General features: G+C 58.1%; 12 protein-coding genes. 10 read left to right on the top strand and 2 right to left on the bottom strand.

Annotated elements, in window-relative coordinates:
* Positions 1 to 34: 34 nt before the first annotated feature.
* Complete coding sequence (locus tag SH139x_RS01580; protein ID WP_488353539.1) at positions 35 to 1600, bottom strand: trypsin-like peptidase domain-containing protein; 1566 nt, start codon at positions 1598 to 1600, stop codon at positions 35 to 37.
* Between the two features lie 165 nt (positions 1601 to 1765).
* On the opposite strand from SH139x_RS01580, the gene SH139x_RS01575 reads away from it, so the two are divergent.
* The 10 genes from SH139x_RS01575 to SH139x_RS01530 all read left to right on the top strand — a co-directional run bounded on the left by SH139x_RS01575 (position 1766) and on the right by SH139x_RS01530 (position 15600).
* A complete protein-coding gene (locus tag SH139x_RS01575; RefSeq protein ID WP_488353538.1) occupies positions 1766 to 2785 on the top strand; it encodes an L-threonylcarbamoyladenylate synthase in 1020 nt (339 codons plus the stop codon).
* Between the two features lie 200 nt (positions 2786 to 2985).
* Positions 2986 to 3336: a hypothetical protein gene (locus SH139x_RS01570; RefSeq protein ID WP_488353537.1), complete on the top strand. Its 351-nt coding sequence runs from the start codon at positions 2986 to 2988 to the stop codon at positions 3334 to 3336.
* A gap of 203 nt (positions 3337 to 3539) precedes the next feature.
* Positions 3540 to 5693: a DNA mismatch repair endonuclease MutL gene (gene mutL / locus SH139x_RS01565; protein ID WP_488353536.1), complete on the top strand. Its 2154-nt coding sequence runs from the start codon at positions 3540 to 3542 to the stop codon at positions 5691 to 5693.
* Between the two features lie 615 nt (positions 5694 to 6308).
* Positions 6309 to 7334, top strand: coding sequence for a glutamine synthetase beta-grasp domain-containing protein (locus SH139x_RS01560; protein ID WP_488353535.1), 1026 nt, complete (start codon positions 6309 to 6311; stop codon positions 7332 to 7334).
* Between the two features lie 169 nt (positions 7335 to 7503).
* The gene (locus SH139x_RS01555; protein WP_488353534.1) at positions 7504 to 8499 is read left to right on the top strand and encodes a serine/threonine-protein kinase; all 996 of its coding nucleotides are present in this window, start codon (positions 7504 to 7506) and stop codon (positions 8497 to 8499) included.
* A gap of 18 nt (positions 8500 to 8517) precedes the next feature.
* Positions 8518 to 10437 carry an asparagine synthase (glutamine-hydrolyzing) gene (asnB, locus tag SH139x_RS01550; protein WP_488353533.1) on the top strand — a complete coding sequence of 640 codons (1920 nt, stop codon included), beginning with the start codon at positions 8518 to 8520 and terminating at the stop codon, positions 10435 to 10437.
* A gap of 33 nt (positions 10438 to 10470) precedes the next feature.
* A complete protein-coding gene (glgC, locus tag SH139x_RS01545) occupies positions 10471 to 11703 on the top strand; it encodes a glucose-1-phosphate adenylyltransferase (protein ID WP_488353532.1) in 1233 nt (410 codons plus the stop codon).
* Positions 11704 to 11735: 32 nt separating this feature from the next.
* Entirely contained in the window at positions 11736 to 12671 is a 936-nt protein-coding gene (locus tag SH139x_RS01540; protein WP_488353531.1) for a GGDEF domain-containing protein, read from the top strand.
* Between the two features lie 53 nt (positions 12672 to 12724).
* Positions 12725 to 14284 (top strand): peptide MFS transporter, encoded by a 1560-nt coding sequence (locus SH139x_RS01535; protein WP_488353530.1) that lies wholly within the window; start codon positions 12725 to 12727, stop codon positions 14282 to 14284.
* Between the two features lie 149 nt (positions 14285 to 14433).
* A complete protein-coding gene (locus tag SH139x_RS01530) occupies positions 14434 to 15600 on the top strand; it encodes a vWA domain-containing protein (protein ID WP_488353529.1) in 1167 nt (388 codons plus the stop codon).
* On the opposite strand, the gene SH139x_RS01525 is transcribed toward SH139x_RS01530, so the two are convergent.
* Complete coding sequence (locus SH139x_RS01525; RefSeq protein WP_488353528.1) at positions 15597 to 16055, bottom strand: response regulator; 459 nt, start codon at positions 16053 to 16055, stop codon at positions 15597 to 15599. The two genes, SH139x_RS01530 and SH139x_RS01525, sit on opposite strands and share 4 nt — an antisense overlap.
* Positions 16056 to 16064: the final 9 nt, after the last annotated feature.

The following is a 16064-nucleotide window of genomic DNA, read 5'->3' as shown; positions in this document are numbered from 1 at the left end:
AACGGACGAGCATTCTAACAAATCTGCCGCTCCCTCACCTCAGCTTGGCTGCTCGCTGAAGCTGGTCGTAAAATCGGTCGACCGGCGAACCCATGCCGATCGTCACGCCATTGCCCTGACGGCCTCCCGCGTTGATCGCCACCACTTGCCCCGCCGCGTTCAGCACCGGCGCACCACTGGTCGCTCGCAGTTCCAAAGTCCCCTCAGCAAACTCATACGCCAACCAACCACGTTCGATCCCCCGCACCGTTGCGCGGTGCGTCAACGACTGACTGCCGATTACTTCGGAAACCAGCCACACCGTCTCGCCCGCCCGCGGCATGCTGTCGGCCAACGGGAAAGGGCGGAAGTTCAACACCGAACTGGGCTGGTAAGCGATCACATCGCCCCGCGGCGAAGATTCTGGAAATGGCTTTGCCTCCGCAATCAACAACCCCTCACCGGCTAGCCGTTGGATGCTCTGACCACTCACGCAATCACTCAAATCGAGTCCCTGCCACAATTGGGGAACCTGCTCGGCGGGCAAGTCATCAGGCAGCCCGCCGGCCGGTCCGAGCAAATGCAGCGAGCTGAGAATCAACGGATATTCGGAGCCGCGGAGTCGCGCGGCAAAGGCGGTACCGGCTTGCACGGGCCCCGCAGCGGTGAAAAAACTAGGCCGAAAAAGCGCACCCGGAGGGACCACCGGCGGCTTGCTGTCGGGAACTGAAAAAGGGTCTGAAAGCGGATCTGAAAACGGGTCGTCAAAACTCCCCCCACCGCCAGCAAACGGATCGCCACTCCCGTCTCCACCAACGCCGGTCGGATTCAGTGGTACAAATTCGGCAGGTGGCGTGATCACCGTTTTGCTCGCAGTCACGCTATCACCAGCAAACCACCAGATTGCCCCTGCGATCGTCAGCGGTAAGCCGATCGCCAACGTGAGTGCACCGGCAATCAACAGTTTTGTGTTACGAAGTTCGTGCTCGAGAGATCGCTTAGAAACGCCCGTCAGCGCGGGGAGAAGAGCTGGCGGCATCGGGGGCAGGCTAACTGCTGCCACCGACTCTGCGGCCGGACTAACAACGGTTTCATCCACCAACGCGGCCACAAATACTTCACCAGCGGGCGGTTTGGGAGCGACAGCCGGCGGCGAGACTTCACGCTCTGCCGGTTCCTCTTCGATTAAGATGGCTGGCACCAATCCGCTGGTCGCGGAGCCAGACCGAGGTTGTGAGGCTGATTGCGGCTGACGCGTTTTTTGCCACTGCAAAAAACTGTCGGTTGTTCGCCAAGCTTCGTTGCGACCGACTTTGATCTTCCAATCGTCGGTTTTGCCCGCAGCCGCTGCGATGATTTCCAAGGCGCGGGGAATCGTGAACGGCCCTTCGATGTCCTTCCCGCGGGGCCGTTGGATGTAAACACCGTTTTCAGCCAAATCGCGAAAGCGGGCAAGCACCTCGGGGGCTGGAAACCAATCGCTGTTCCCTTGCCGCACGCGGTACTGAGACAGCGCCGCATCGCCCGCCTCGACCAACCGCGTGCGAAGCGCGTACTCTGTCAGCGGCCCCAACTCTTGCTGGCCATCATGTAGAAACCAATTCCCCGGCTGCTGTGACATCACGCGTCGCTCAAATTTTAGAACACCAAGAACCCAAACTACAAACTTGCAGACCGCCGTCCCGCACGCCGCCGACCCCCGCGGGCCGTCCCATTCTATCTCCCGCAGTCCGCGGCGTAGAATAGTCGAGCTGACAAATATCCACACCAGTTTGCTCTAAAAACCATGCGCACCGCCATCCTTCATGATCCTGCCGAGGCAGCCGACATATTGCGAGCGGGCGGGTTGGTGGCGGTCCCCAGCGAAACGGTGTACGGCTTGGCGGCTCGCTTTGACAACCCAATCGCGATCGCGAACATCTTTGCCGCTAAACAGCGTCCGGCCGACAACCCGTTAATCGTGCATGTGGTCGACATCCAGTGTTTGGAACTGTTGGGCGAGCCGCTGCCGGAGATCGCGCTTCGCCTGCTCGCACGATTCGCCCCTGGGCCGCTGACGGTCACCGTACCGCGGGGTCAGTCGGTATCGGAATTGATCACCGCGGGCCTCGCCAGCGTGGCCGTGCGGATCCCGGCCAGCGAATTGTTCCAACAAGTGCTCGGCAGCCTGGGCGTGCCCCTGGTCGCACCCTCAGCAAATCGTTCGGGGCGTCCCAGCCCCACGACTTGGCAAGCCGCTCGCGACGAACTCGATGGGCTAATTGATGCGGTGTTGGTTGGCCCGCCGGCTCAGGTCGGCATTGAATCGACGGTCGTCGATTGTTGCAAGCAACCGCCGCGCCTGCTCCGCCCCGGCGCGATCACGCTTGAACAACTCCGCCAACTCGCTCCCGATATTCGCACCCTCGACGAACTCCCCCGCGGCGGTTCGCAACCAACCGCGGAGCAGCCCTTACCTGGCGAGCTAAAAGCTGAGGGCGAGCCAGAACTTGAGGAAGCACTACCGAGCCCTGGTCTGAGGCATCGGCATTACGCGCCGGCCGCTCGCGTCGTGCTGATTGAGCGACCGGCAGAAGCCATTGCGGAAGGGACCGCGATGTATTTGGGGCTGCAGCCGCACTTGCAAGCGGACGATTTTTTCGCGCACTATTGTTGGTCGGACATGGAGCAATACGCGCAACAACTGTTTGCTTGTTTTCACCACGCGGACCGAGCCGGAGTGCGCACTATTTTCTGCCAACGGGTGGGCCTGGTGGGGCTCGGCCGTGGGTTGATGGACCGTTTGCAACGAGCGGCGAAACGTTAGGAAAGAGAAACGTTTTAGCTTCGTCCCCGGGCGAGCGTGACAAGTAGCGATGGCCGGTAAGCGGGGCCCATGCACAAGGGGTTTTTGGTTTTTTTGGCTTAAAATTTTTAACTGCACTTAGTTTGGTGCTAAGATTTGTCAAACTGGGTAAATATAACGATTTACCAGACACCCCTCTCGATCCTTTAGGAGTTACCTCAATGATTCGCAACACCTTTTTTGCTTGCCTGTTCGCAGTCGTCACCAGCTTCGCGATTCCCAGCAGCGCTTCGGCCTGCGACTGTGGAGTGCCCGCAGTTGGCTGCTGTGCACCAGCACCTGTTTGCTGCCCTCCCCCACCCGTCACCGTGAATTTCTGCGCTGTTGATCCTTGCACCGGCTGCAGCTATCCCGTAGCCGTCTGCTTGCCAGCTTGTTGCGCCGGAGAGATTCCTTGCATGACCGGTTGGCGCAAAGGCTTTTTTGGTCGCAAGGTTTTGACCTACAAGTTTTCCTGTGGCGAGTGTGTCGAAGTGGTGATCACTCGCACTGGTCGCACGATCGTTCGCTAGTTTTCGTTCGCTAGTTTTTTGCTAGCGACAGTCGGCTGTAAAGCGATACCTCGCAGGGAAATTTTCCAGGCGAGGTTTTTTTCTGCGCGGTGCCCCCTCGTGATCAAGTTGGCGAGAAAGTGTTAAGGTGAGGGCTTGGAAAGGTCACTCGGCTGCCGCCTGATTGGCTTGTTTCTGACTTTTAGCCCGCTGTTGTGCCCGCCATGCCTGAAATCCGCCAACTACCGCAGAACTTGATCAACCAGATCGCCGCCGGCGAGGTGATTGAGCGTCCCGCTTCGATCGTCAAGGAACTGTTGGAAAACAGCGTCGACGCCGGTTCGCGGCGGATCGAGGTGATCGTTGAGAAAGGGGGCTCTGATTTAATTCGCATCAGCGACGATGGCTGCGGCATGACAGCCGAACAACTGCCCTTGGCGATCGCCAGCCACGCAACCAGCAAACTGCCCGACGACGAGGCTTTGTTTCGCGTGCAGACGTTGGGTTTTCGGGGTGAGGCGTTGGCTTCGATCGGTTCGGTCTGCCACTTGTTAATCCGCAGCCGCACGTCCGACAACGAAGGGGGTTCGGAGTTGGAAGTGCGCGGTGGCGTGGTCAGCGGGCCCAGTCCCTGCGGCTGTCCGGTGGGGACCGTGATGGAAATCCGCAATTTGTTTTTCAACACGCCGGTGCGACGCAAATTTATGCGGACTCCGCAAACAGAAATGGGGCACATCGTCGAAGCCTTCACCCGCTTGGCCCTGGCGAATCCACAAATCCACATGACGCTGCGGAGCGGCAGTCGCGAGCTGTACGACTTGGCTCCCACCACCCGCTGGGCGGAACGCATCGCCGCTTTTTTTGGCGGAGAAGTCTCCGACTCATTAATCGCCGTGGACAGCGACGATGGCCAAATTCGGATCCGTGGGTATGTCTGTGATCCTTCGGTCAGCCGTGGTAACACGCGGATGCAATACCTGATCCTCAATGGCCGCCACATACGGGATCGATCGCTGCAACACGCCCTCTCGGAAGCTTACCGGGGGCTGTTGATGACCGGTCGCAATCCGATCTGTTTTCTCAAACTTGAAATTCCCCCGGAGATGGTCGACGTCAACGTCCATCCCACCAAACTGGAAGTGCGTTTCGCGGATAGCGGACGGATTTACGCCCGAGTGCTGCAGACGCTGCGGCAGAAATTCTTGACCTCCGACTTGACCATGCGAGTCGGACCCAGCCAGCCTGCAGGTGGCCAACAAGCTGGTTTTGCGGACGGTTCGGCGAGTGGCCTGCCGGCGAGCGGGACAGGCATCGGCGGCCCAAATCAGGGCCAGCAACCGGCAACGCCGACCGCTATCGAAAACGAACTGGGGCTGCAAGCCGCGGCCGACGACCCTTATCGGCAAAGCGTCATCGAGTGGGCTCGCGGAACCCCTGCGCCAACAGCCACGCAGGGACTCGCTGGACAGGGGCTCGCTGGCAACGGCTTTGGTGGTGACAGCACGACTGGCAACAATTTAGGTAGCAACAATTCAGGTGGTGAGCGGCACGGTTTGCCAGCCTTCCGCCCCTTCGGCTCCGGACCCCTGCCAGCCGGCGTGAATGGCTCAGCCGGCTTGAATGGCTCAGCCGGGTCTGCGGAAAGCGCGCCGGCGGGCACTAATGCTGCGAGCGGGGAGTCGACGAGCGAGACATTCGCGGGGGCGGGGTTAACGGGCCAAGCGGCGGACTGGGCGAGCGTTGATCCTTTACAGGTTGGCCGCCAAGACCGAGCGCACGCGCCCGGCCACTATCACCTTGGCTATCAAGTCCACAACCGTTACTTGGTGACTCAAGACGAGGGTGGCATGGTGGTTGTCGATCAGCACGCGCTGCATGAGCGGATCCTGTACGAGCGGATTCGTGAGAAGGTGCTGGGAGGCACGCTGGAAACACAGCGACTGCTCGTTCCGGAGCCCGTTTCCTTAACACCCGCGGAGCGTGAAGCGGCGATCGAAGCGGCCGACATGATGGCCAAGGTGGGGATCGAGATCGAAGCCTTTGGTGGTGACAGCGTGTTGGTGCGCACCTACCCGGCGATGCTTTCCAATTTGCCCCCGGCAGAGATGCTGCGGCAGGCGCTCGACACCTTACTGACCGCTGGCAAAGATCCTGACATTCGCGACTTACTCGACCACTTGTTGCACTCGATTGCGTGCAAAGCGGCGATCAAAGCTGGCGATCGTTTGACACCGGAGGAGATCACCAGTTTGCTGGAGCAGCGAGACCTCTATCACGACACGCATCACTGTCCACATGGTCGACCCACCGCTTTGTTTTTCAGTCGCGACGAATTGGACCGGATGTTCGGTCGGCTGGGACCTCGCGGCAAAGTTTAGACCGCAACCGGAAAAAAATGCCCGCCGCGGACAACTTGGCAAGAATTTGAAAAACTACCCCGGCGGTCATGGGGCTGTTTTACGGGCGGCGGTCGAAGCGCTGCCAGGCCGCCGCGGCGGCGCGCTGGCCGGGCCCCGAAGAAAAGCGCCGCGGTCCCGGCGGGTATTTTGCATTTAAAGAACAACGGTGGTAGGATTCCCATTGCCCACAGCGCACTGGGAGATAACGACTCCCTGACGGTGAGCGCATGAGCCTAGGAATCGCTCAAGCAACGCTGTCCGATCGGTCCTTGGGGACGAATCCAGCAGCTGAGCACGAGCGGGAGTGGCGGTTTGCCGCGGTAGACAGCAGGGGGCGATGGTCTTGAAAAAACGGGAAGCGGTTGGCATGGAATTCCGCCTCCCATCTTTCCCCCGGTGCAAGATTGAGTATTTTTTTAGGTAGCGGCGACGTTAGCCACAGTCGGTTAACAGCTGGACGGTTAACGCTAACCGGTCCGCGTCGCGAGAAGAGATGGTCACGATAAACACTGGCAGCTGGGTCGGCGGGCACTGTCGGATGATTATGCGACCGCGCACACATTCCTAATTTGGACCACATGGGGGACCGCGTTTATGACGAAGTGTAAGCTCGAGTATATTTGGTTGGACGGCTATCAACCGACCCAAAGCCTGCGCAGCAAGACAAAGGTTTTGGCCGATTTCAGCGGCAAGGTTGAAGACGCCCCGATGTGGTCGTTTGACGGCTCGAGCACTCAGCAAGCACCTGGCGGCGCTAGCGATTGCTTGCTGAAGCCAGTCGCTTGCTATCCCGATCCGGGTCGCCTGGGTGAGGGCTTTTTGGTGATGTGCGAAGTGCTCAACGCCGATGGCACACCTCACCGCACCAACGGCCGGGCCACGATCCACGACGAAGATGATGATTTCTGGTTCGGCTTCGAGCAGGAATACACGATTTGGGATCCAGAAACCAATCGCCCCATCGGCTTCCCAGCCGAAGGTTATCCTGCCCCCCAAGGCCCCTATTATTGCTCGGTTGGTACCGGCAAAGCTGTCGGTCGTGAGATCGTCGAAGAGCACTTGGAATTGTGCCTGCAAGCCGGCATCAACGTCGAAGGCATCAATGCCGAAGTGATGATGGGTCAGTGGGAATTCCAAGTCTTCAGCAAAGGGGCCAAGCCCGCTGGTGACGAAGTTTGGGTCGCCCGCTATTTGCTGGAACGCGTTGCCGAACAACACGGGATGTCGATCAATTGGCACTGCAAGCCAATCGCCGGCGACTGGAACGGCAGCGGGATGCACGCCAACTTCAGCAACACGTTGCTTCGCACCTGCGGCAGCAAAGATGCTTATGAAGCAGTTTGCCAAGCCTTTGAGCCGCGGATCAAGGAGCACATTGACGTTTACGGTGCCGATAATGCCCAGCGTCTGACCGGTCTGCACGAAACGCAGTCGATCGACAAGTTCAGCTACGGTGTTTCAGACCGCGGCGCCTCGATCCGGATTCCGATCGCCACCGTGGAAAACGGCTGGAAAGGCTGGCTCGAAGATCGTCGCCCAGCATCCAACGCTGACCCTTACATGGTCGCCTCGGCGATCATTGCCACGGTGAAGTCGGCTAACGTCACCGTTGGCGCCTAATTTGCTCGGTCAGTTGCGCGGTTTTTTGCTCAGTTGACCAACAAAAGATTGACGATTTTTCGCCGCCCGGCAGCCATCACTGGTTGCCGGGCTTTTTTCTTGGTTACATTAGTCCGTGTTCCCCCAGCTAAATCGTCTCGTCTGTCCCGCAATCCTCGGAGGTTTCCGCATGTCGCACAGTTCCGGCGGCTACCCAGAGATCATTCTGTCGGCAACCGATCCGGATCTGCCTAAACAGCCCCCCTCAGGATTGGCCCGTTACAAAAATTTTCGCCCCATGGCTCGTGGTGGCAATGCCCAATTGCGGTCTTGTTACGATCCCATCATCGGCCGCACGATCGCCGTCAAATCGTTGCTGCCGACAGCCATTTTCGATCGCACCGAGCGGCGACGATTTCTGCGCGAAGCACGCGTCACGGCCCAGTTGCAACATCCCAACACGGTCCCCGTTTACGAAATCGGAGACGACCCCCAAGAGGGGCTATTCTTCACCATGAAGCGGATTTCGGGGGAAAATTTCTTCGAAGTCCTTAAGCGACTGGCTGGCCAAGACATCGATGCCCAGCGTGAATACCCCGTTTCCCGCCGCGTCGATATTGTCATTCAGGCTGCCCAAGCACTCAGCTATGCCCACGCCCGCGGGGTTATCCACCGCGACGTCAAACCAGAAAACATCTGGGTTGGCAACTTTGGTGAAGTCATCCTGCTTGATTGGGGGGTGGCAAAAGTTTGGGGCCACACCGACCACGACGAGCCGATTCGGCAGAGCACGCTGCGCAGCCCGCTGGAAGAGGGGACTCAGCTGCGAACGCTGACGATCGGCGGCCAGCGACCGGGCACTCCCCTCTACATGTCGCCCGAACAGGTCTCTGGTAAACGCAGCCTTGACGAACGTACCGATATCTTCAGCCTGGGCGTGGTACTCTACGAAATGTTGGCGATTCGCGAACCATTTCGGGGTAGTTCGGTCGATGAAACTTTTGACAACATTTTGCACAAGGACCCAGTCCTGCCGAGCCAGCGGAGTCCGGACCGTCACATCCCGCCCGAATTGGAGCGGATCACGATGCGGGCGCTGAAAAAGAACCCGGCCGAACGGCAGCAATCCATCCGCGAGTTAATCCACGAACTGCAGCTCGCCATGACCGACGAGCGAACACCATAGCCGGGAACGACAAATTGCATGTGTGGGATTACCGGAGCCGTTTGGAGCACCCCGCAGCGATCGATCAGCCCGGCCACACTAGCCGAGATGACCGACGCGATTCGCCATCGTGGTCCGGATGAAGCAGGCAGTCATCTCGAGACAATGCACCGCGACGCTGGCGGCGATGTTCCAGGGGTCGCTCTGGGGTTTCGTCGCCTCAGCATCATCGACTTGGCCACGGCCCATCAACCGCTATCGAACGAGAGCGGGAAAATTTGGTTGGTTTTCAACGGCGAGATTTATAACTTTCGCGATCTGCGACGGCGGCTGGAAGGCAGCGGCCATCGGTTTAAAACGGCTGGCGACGGCGAAACCATCCTGCACCTCTACGAAGATCTGGGGACCGATTGTTTTGCCCATCTCAATGGTATGTTCGCCATTGCCATTTGGGATGCGGAGAAACATCGGCTGGTGCTCGCTCGCGATCGCTTGGGACAAAAACCTTTGTTTTATGCGCACCAAGCAGGCCGGCTGAGTTTTGCCAGCGAACTCAAGGCGCTCGCTTGCCTCAGCGATCTGCCCCGCGACGTTGACCCAGTTGCCATCGATGAATTTCTGACTTATCAGTACGTGCCCCACCCGGCCACAATTTATCGTCAAGTCCGCAAGCTGCCACCGGGACACTTTGCCGTCTACCAGGGGGACCATCCGCCGCGAATCGAAAATTACTGGGATATTCAGTACGACGTGGAAGCCCCGCAGATGTCACGCGGCGAAGCGGTCACGGAGCTGCGCAGGTTGCTGGCAGACTCGGTCCGTTTGCGATTGCAAGCCGACGTCCCACTGGGCACGTTCCTCTCCGGCGGTGTCGATTCCTCGTTGATCACAGCGCTGGCCCAATCGTTTCGCGAGGAACCGATTCGCACTTTCAGCATTGGCTTTTCGGTGGCCGACTTTGACGAAACGCATTACGCGGCGATGGTCGCCCAGCATTTAGGGACGGCCCATCGGCGGTTCGAGGTTAATCCCGACGCGGTGGCCATCATCGACAGGCTGGCCTGGCACTTTGACGAACCCTTCGGTGACAGCAGCGCCGTGCCGACTTGGTATCTTTGCGAGCTGACGCGTCAGGAAGTCAAAGTGGCTCTCTCGGGTGATGGTGGCGATGAGCTGTTCGCTGGCTACGATCGTTACCGCGCGCTGTGGCTGTCGCGACAACTCGATCGGTTCCTCCCCCGGCAATGGCTGGGTAATCCCGGGTGGCTCGACCGTTGGCCTGACTCCCACCGCCAGCGCTCGCTGGTGCGGCGGGGCAAACGTTTTCTTGAAGCATTTGGGCAACCGCCACCGCGACGTTTCATGAATTGGCTGCAGATCTTTCCGGAGCGTCTGCGCGCGGAACTGTACACCGACGGCATGTTGGAAAAGCTGGCCGCCGAGGGGAGCGACCCGTTCGAGTTCTTTCATGCGGCATGGCGGAAAGTTGGCCAACGCGACGTGGTTGCCAAAGCATCCTTGGCCGATCTACAAACGTATTTGCCGGGCGACTTGATGACCAAAGTCGACATCGCCTCAATGGCGCACGGTTTGGAAGTTCGCCAACCGATGCTCGACTACCGCGTGGTCGAGTTTGCCGCCCGGCTGCCGACGCGGCTAAAGTTTCGTGGCCGGCGAGGCAAATTGTTGCTGGAAGATGCTTTTCGCGATCGCTTGCCAAAACCAATTTGGCGACGTCGCAAGATGGGCTTTGGCGTGCCGATCGCCGATTGGTTTCGGGGACCGCTGAAGGAGATGACAACTGAGTTGCTCTTGTCTCCAGACGCCAAACTGAGCCAATATCTCGATCCGCAAGGAGTTTCTCGGCTGCTGGAAGATCACGTCAGCGGTCGCGTGAATCACTGCTATCGATTGTGGAATTTACTGGTGTTAGAAAAGTGGCTTCGCCGCTGGACTTAACGGGCCGCTGGACTTAACGGAATGGTTGCAAGCATGCGCGATACAATGGCCGTCATCTTGGCAGGCGGGCGAGGCTCACGATTAGAACCCCTCACGCGGGATCGCGCCAAACCGGCCGTTCCGATTGGCGGGCTGTATCGGATCATTGACTTTGTGCTCAGCAACTGTTTGAACAGTGGCTTGCGGCGGTTGCTGGTGTTGACACAGTACAAGGCGCAAAGTCTCGACCGGCACATCAACACCGGTTGGCGAGGTTATTTTTGTCGCGAGCTGGGTGAATTCATCGACGTGGTGCCACCGCAGCAGCGGATTGATGATTCTTGGTATCAAGGCACGGCCGACGCTGTCTATCAAAACATCTATGCGATCGAGCGCGAGCGACCAACCTACGTGGTGATCTTGGCTGGGGATCATATCTATAAGATGAACTATGAGTCGATGGTTGATTTTCATCGCCAGCAACAAGCGGACATCACCGTCGGCGCGCTGCGTGTCCCGCGAGCGGCTGCGACGGAGTTTGGCGTGATGCAAATCGACCATGACCAGCGGATCCGCGGTTTTCAAGAAAAACCGGCCAACCCGCAACCGACACCCGACGATCCTGATTCCAGTTTGGCTTCGATGGGGATCTATGTCTTTACAGCTAACTTTCTCTTCGAACAGCTTTGCCAAGACGCCACCTTGCCTGGCAGCCGCCACGACTTTGGCAACAACATCATCCCCGGGTCGATTGAAAAACATCGCGTATTCGCTTTTCCCTTTCGCGACGAGAATCGCAAACGGGATGCTTACTGGCGTGACGTCGGCACGCTGGACGCCTACTTCGAGGCCAACATGGACCTGGTCGACGTCGATCCCGAATTGAATCTGTACGACGAACACTGGCCAATCCGCAGCTATCAGCCCAACCTCCCCCCGCCGAAATTTGTTTTCGGCAGTAACGGCAGTGGGGACCGTCGCGGCGAGGCACTCGACTCGATCGTCTGCCAAGGGACGATCCTCAGCGGCGGCCAGGTCCGCCGCAGCGTGCTGGGCCCCGACGTGCGGATCAACAGCTTCGCGGATGTCGAAGACAGCATCCTTTTTGAAGGCGTGCACGTCGGTCGCCACGCCCGCATCCGCCGGGCCATCATCGACAAAGGTGTCGACATCCCCAGCGGTGCGCAAATCGGGTATGATCCAGAACTTGATCGTGCCCGCGGGTTGACGATCAGCCCGGGTGGCGTGGTGGTGATTGCCCGGGGCGAACGGATTGAACCGAACTGAAAAGCTAAATAAACGCCGCTGGAGTGCGACCATTGGAAACTTTTGGGGAGGGTACCAACCTATTTTTCGTGGGGCTGGGCTGCGGCCTGCTGGTGCTTCTAATCGGTGCCGGGATCGGATATTGGGCTGGCCGTGGCAACGCGGCCCAACGCGGCGACAGCGGATTTGAGCAACGCCGGATTCTCAATCTGCTGCATGAACTCGGCGACTGGACGCACGAATATCGCGGCGGAGTCAACCAATACCAGCAAGAGTTGTCGGCGATCAGCAGCCAGGCAGCCAAAATCGGCGATCAACCCGGCACCGCTCAAGTCTTGCCGCTGGTCGAGCAAATCATGCAGACCAATCAGCAATTGCAAAGTCGTCTCGACGCGGCCGAAAAACAGTTGGCCGATCAAACCGAACGCATCGAAAGCTACTTGTCCGAAGCACGCACCGACAGTTTGACGGGGCTGGCCAACCGTCGCGCGTTCGACAAAAAACTGGATGAACTATTCAACAGCTTTCTGCGGGGCGGCCCCACCTTCGTCTTAGCCCTCGTCGATATCGACCACTTCAAAAATTTCAACGACACCTACGGTCATCAAACTGGCGACCACGTGCTGCGGCATGTTGCTCAAAAAATGCAGCGAGAGATTCCCGGCGCGCTGCAAGTGGCTCGCTTTGGCGGCGAAGAATTTGCCGTGTTGCTAGAGTCACCGCTGAAGGTGGCCGCTGGTAAAATGGAAACATTCCGCCGCGCCTGTGTCGACGAAACCATCGAATCTGACGGTCGCCAATTGACCGTCACCGTCAGCGTGGGAGTCAGCGAAACTCGCCAAGACCAAATCATCGGCCCCTTGGTTCGCCGCGCCGACGAAGCGCTTTACGCGGCCAAAGGTATCGGACGCAATCGAACCTATTATCATGATGGTTCAGCCCCCAGTTTATTCGGTGCCCCCGATGTCGTGGGCACCGCCAAGACCTAGCACCAGTTGCCACCCCGTAGATGCCAGCACCCGTTAGCGAGAAATAGAATTCGATGGGCGATCCAAATCAAAACGACGAACCCTCCCGTTACTCGAGTGACACCGACGCCGCAAATACGGAATTCGATCGACCACCAACTCACCTTGTGCCACCGGAAGAACTCCAATCAGGGCAACCGGCCGGGCTGTGGGTATTGTTCATCACGGAAATGTGGGAGCGTTTCAGCTATTACGGCATGCGGGCGTTGCTGGTTTTATATTTAATCACGTCCACCGATTTAACCTTGGAAACCGCCGACGGAGCCACCAAGGCAAACACCAATCCCGGGTTCGGCTGGCCGGAAGCTGACGCGGCAATTCTCTATGCGTTTTACACTTGGGCGGTTTACCTGACGCCGATTTTTGGTGGCTGGATCGCCGACAAGATATTAGGCACGCACCGCTCAATGTTACTTGGTGGCTGGATTATCGCTGCCGGCCACATCGTGTTGGCTGGCACGGAGTTCTTTGGCATCGCGCCGGGCGAAGTAGTCAGTTTGCAGTCCAGCCCCGGGGCGCTGATTACCTTCATCAGCGGCTTGGCGTTGATCGTCATCGGCACTGGTTTTTTCAAACCTTGCGTCAGCGTGATGGTCGGTCAGCTCTATGAAAAGAATGATCCCCGTCGCGACTCGGGGTTCACAATTTTTTACATGGGAATCAACCTGGGAGCTTTCTTGGCCCCCTTGGTTGCTGGCACGCTGGGCGAAAAAGTCGGTTGGCACTGGGGCTTTGGCTCGGCCGCCGTGGGCATGATCTTGGGTTTGATCTGCTATCAATTTTTGCGTCCGCGATACATGCCCGCGATCGGCCTGTCGCCGCGACAAGCTACCGCCGCACGAGAGCTCGCCGACTCTTCCCAAGCGCGTGAAATGGAAGCCGAGATGAAGCGGCCGCTCGATTCGGTCGACTTCCAGCGGATCATCGTGATTTTGATTTTGGCCTTTGTCGGCAACATCTTGTTCTGGGCCGCCTTCGAGCAAGCGGGCAGTTCGATGAATGTGTTCGCCGAACAGAACACCGATCGCCAAGTGCTGGGTTATGAATTTCCCACCACCTGGTATCAATCAGTCAACGCACTGACGATCGTACTCTGCGCTCCCCTATTCTCGATCCTCTGGGTTTGGCTCGACAAGCGGAACGCCAATCCCTCCACGCCGATGAAATTTGCTATCGGTTTATGGTTGCTGGGCTTGTCGTTCGGAGCCATGGTGCTGGCCGCCTTGGAAGCTCGCGGTGGCGAATTGGCCGCTCCGTACTGGCTACTCATCACCTACATTGTGTACACCTGGGGCGAGCTTTGCCTTTCCCCTGTCGGGCTCAGCGTGGTCACGAAACTGGCCCCTGCCAAACTGCAATCGTTGATGATGGGCGTTTGGTTCTTCTCGATCTCCCTAGCCAATTTACTGGGGGGGGTTGATGGCAGCCTTCTCTACCAAATTCAAGCCGGGACCGGAGGGCCAGCCCCCCGAAGCAAACTTTATTATCGAAGGTTTGCCTGGGTTTTATCTGATGCTGGTGGTGTTTCCAATCGCAGCCGGACTGTTGCTATTTGTCTGCACCCCGTTGATTAAGAAGATGATGCATGGGGTAAAATAGAGCCACGCGGCGCCCCCTCCAAACGCAATAATTCCTATTTTAGCTGGTCACAAGGGATCAGCTAGTTGATAAGATCCAGTGGAGGGTGCTTCATTCATCATCGTGCAGGCAAAGGTGGTCTATCGTGAAAGAGCCATTGTCGTTCACTGACGACGAGCAACCCGCGGGAGGTCTCTTTCGTGGTGCGTCCAGTTGGCTCACCTCGGCCATTCTGCATTTGCTGCTGCTGTTAATCACGGCACTCATCACGCTGCCCACCGGCACTCAAATTGCCTCCTCACTGGTCATCTCACTGGGCCCAGAGGCCGACGCCTCGGAAGCTCTCTTTACGCTCGATCAAGACCCGATCACGATCGAGTCGACCGGAGAGCAACCGCAATTCGTCGAAGTCGAAGCGCCCCTTGAGACGCTGCTCAACACGTCTCCCGCCGCACTGAATGACCCCACGACGGACAGACTGCCGCTGGTCATTCCACAACCGGCCGACCTCGGCGGCGACTTGGCGAAAGTCGGCGATGCAATGTTCTTTGGCACCAGCGCCAGCGGTCGAGACTTTGTTTTCATCCTCGATATTTCCGGCAGCATGATGGCTCGCAAAGGCGAGCGATTCAATCGCGCCCGAGACGAATTGGTGGAGAGCGTTTCCCGCTTGCGTCCCGACCAACGATTTTACGTTTTCCTCTTCAACTGGAGAACGATACCGATGTTTGGGCCAGCCGATCCGGGAGAACTGATCCCGGCCAGCGGAGAGAACATCGCCCAATTAAGGGCCTGGCTCTATTCGATTGAGCCGACATCGGGAACCGATCCCCGCTTTGCCCTGGTGGGTGCCTTGAACCTTCAACCGAGTGCAATTTTCTTGCTCTCCGACGGTCGCTTCAACACCTCTAATGAGTCCAGTCAATTTTTTGGTGGCGACAGAAACTTGACGGTATTCGAATTGGTTACCAAGGGCCAGTTTCCACGCGTGCAAATCAACGCGATTGCCTTCGAGGATCTCAGCGCATCGCAAGGCATGTCCAAGTTAGCCGAACTGACCGATGGCCAGTTTCGCTTCGTCCCGGCTCCAGGGCAAGCTGGTCTCGAACCGGCCAACGTTGTTGAGGAGCCTGATTATGAGCCCAAAACAGCTGCGGAGCGACTAGCGATGGCCGAAGCGATCATTCTGCTGCGACGTGCCGAACGGTTGAAAAAACGCGGCTCTGACGAGCACGCCCGAAATCTGGTCAAAGACATCGACCCGCTGAAACTTCCCAAAGACGCCCGTTCACGCCTCCGCGCGCTCCGCTAAGACTGGCTACGACCTAGGGGATCTCCGGGGACACCCATTCCGAGATTCTGCCACAGGTCAGTCATACCTTGCTTTACCCTCCGTCGTCTGAGCACCCAGCTCCGCATCTTGGCGGCGAACGCTCCGTAATCGGTCGGTTTAAAAACGATATCGTCGACTCCCCGAAGCATTAGATCCTTCGCCAAGGCAGGCTCGACCACTGAAGTATGAATCACCACCAGCGGACGATCTGGACGAGCGAGCAATTCGGTTGCCAGCGTGTGACCGTGCGTGTTCGGCATCATCAAATCAGTGATGACTAGATCAAACTCTCTTTGCTTCATCAATGCCAACGCCTCTTCACCATCAACCGCGCGATCGGAGCGAAAACCCTCTTTTTCCATGGCAAAACTGATCATCTTCCTGACCACATCATCATCGTCAACGATCAGCACCGAAAATTGTTCCACTGACATTTCAAACTA

This window comes from Kothea flammea (assembly GCF_052161645.1).
GTDB lineage: Bacteria > Planctomycetota > Planctomycetia > Pirellulales > Pirellulaceae > Laterigemmans.
This window is presented reverse-complemented; position numbering and strand designations above follow the sequence as displayed.